General features: G+C 37.9%; 1 protein-coding gene and 3 pseudogenes. All 4 read right to left on the reverse strand.

The genetic code is table 11. The features are described 5' to 3' along the window. Positions 1-187 (reverse strand): annotated as a pseudogene (locus BKK47_RS11780) (polymer-forming cytoskeletal protein); the annotation flags it as partial. Positions 188-243: 56 nt separating this feature from the next. Beyond that, complete coding sequence (locus BKK47_RS11785; RefSeq protein WP_077495013.1) at positions 244-888, reverse strand: translocation protein TolB precursor; 645 nt, start codon at positions 886-888, stop codon at positions 244-246. A gap of 3 nt (positions 889-891) precedes the next feature. Then, positions 892-1,116, reverse strand: a pseudogene (locus tag BKK47_RS12735) (DNA-directed RNA polymerase subunit alpha C-terminal domain-containing protein); the annotation flags it as partial. A 467-nt stretch (positions 1,117-1,583) separates the two neighbouring features. Next, positions 1,584-1,739: pseudogene (locus tag BKK47_RS12740) on the reverse strand (recombinase RecT); the annotation flags it as partial.

A 1,739-nucleotide genomic window follows, 5' to 3' on the forward strand; every position in this document is an offset into this window, starting at 1 on the left:
CAAATACCCGAGCGTTGCCAAATACCCAAGCGTTGCCAGATTGATCTAAATTTTTCTCTGCTTCAATATAGCCACCCAGTTCACCGGCAACCACCGCACCAAAAGAGATTAAGGCTTTAATTCGGTAGAGGGTTATTCCAAAATATTCTTTGGTATCGTCTTTTAATAGTTCGTATTTCTTTTGCATTTTGTTTACCTATAAAAAAGCCCACGGTTAAGTGGGCGGTGTAATTCAGAATTGAATTAGCTCATTTCCTGAATAAGCTGTTGATAATATTCTTGGGCAACACTTACACGATCTTTGATTTTGTCGATGATGGCGTTATCACGTTTTACCGTAACCGTTGTAATGCGTTTGTCTTGCGGGATTTGTTCGACTAAATCAATGTAGCGTTCGGGGCTATCATAACTACTGAGCATTTCGTAAGGAGTAGGGAAGAGGACAAAATCAATTTGTGCTTCTTCACAATCCCATAGCCATATATAGCCCTGCATTTGAATGTCATAACCGGCTTTTTTCGCTTTGTCTGCCGCTTCATCGGTAAAAAATGGGTGTGAGCCAATATCCCACGAGCATTTTGTATCAATAATGAGCTTGCGAGAGGGAACGTAAATATCACACTCTCCCGTGATCCATTCATTCTCTCGGCGTTCAGTGTTTTTCTTGAGGGGTAAGCCTCGTTTTCTGCCACTTAATTTAATGGCTTGTTCTTCCAGAAGATTCCCTTTTTCGGTGTATTTGTTGCCTTCAAAATCTTGATAACCGAACAGAGCGAATTTAGCGATTTTTCTGACCGCACTTTTGGCGGTGTCGGAAAGTCCCTCTCCGCCTCTCTTCTGTGGCATTAAGTCGGCAAGTCCTGAACATCGGGCTTTGAATTGGTACATTTTTTATTTTCCTATGGGTATAAGTTTCATGTTTAAATAAAGCCCTCTAGATGCTAGTACGTCCTTAATTTCAGTAAGTGATTTTTTACCAAGATTAGGTGTTCTTAATAACTCTACTTCTGTCCATTGCACTAAGTCATAGATGGTATCTATATTTTCAGCACGCAAACAGTTTGCTGTTCTGACAGTAAGTTCTAGTTCATCAATTGGTCTTGATAATAGATCAAATGACAGGGTTCTCATTTCCGATAATTCGGAAAAATCTTGCGGAATTTCAGGTAAGCGATCCCACATTTCGTTATTTTGATCGTATTTCCATACAGATCGATCTGTACAAAATGCGACTATATCCCCGTCATTTAGCTGGATAGATAAAATCTGTCTTACATCACGACCAATGAGTGAAAATTTATTTTTTTCAAGTTCTTCATCTTTTTTAATTAAGGAGAGCAAAAAATCAGCATTATCTCTCCACTGAGATAGCTCTCTCAAATCTTCTAATCTTGCTTTTTCACTTTCAGTTATAGCTATACTTTTCTCCAGTCTGAATTTTATTTTATATTTAATTCTAGTAAAAATTTGTCTAATTCGTTCGGGGCCAACGCCAAAATCAATACTTACACTTTTAAGCGTTTCACCTTTGATAATCCGCTTGAATATTCTATTATCCCTATAAGAGATATAATTAATCATCATTATTCACCTCTCTGATTTTCCAACTTTTCCAATTCCTCATGCTGCTCTTTGCTGAACTCATACATCCCACTATCACATAATTCTTGCAAGGTGGTTTCACCGTTGATGATGGTTTGTTTGCATTGTTCAAAAGTAGTTTCATCTACGATTGAGTT

It is taken from the genome of Rodentibacter mrazii, from assembly GCF_001998825.1.
Lineage (GTDB): Bacteria > Pseudomonadota > Gammaproteobacteria > Enterobacterales > Pasteurellaceae > Rodentibacter > Rodentibacter mrazii.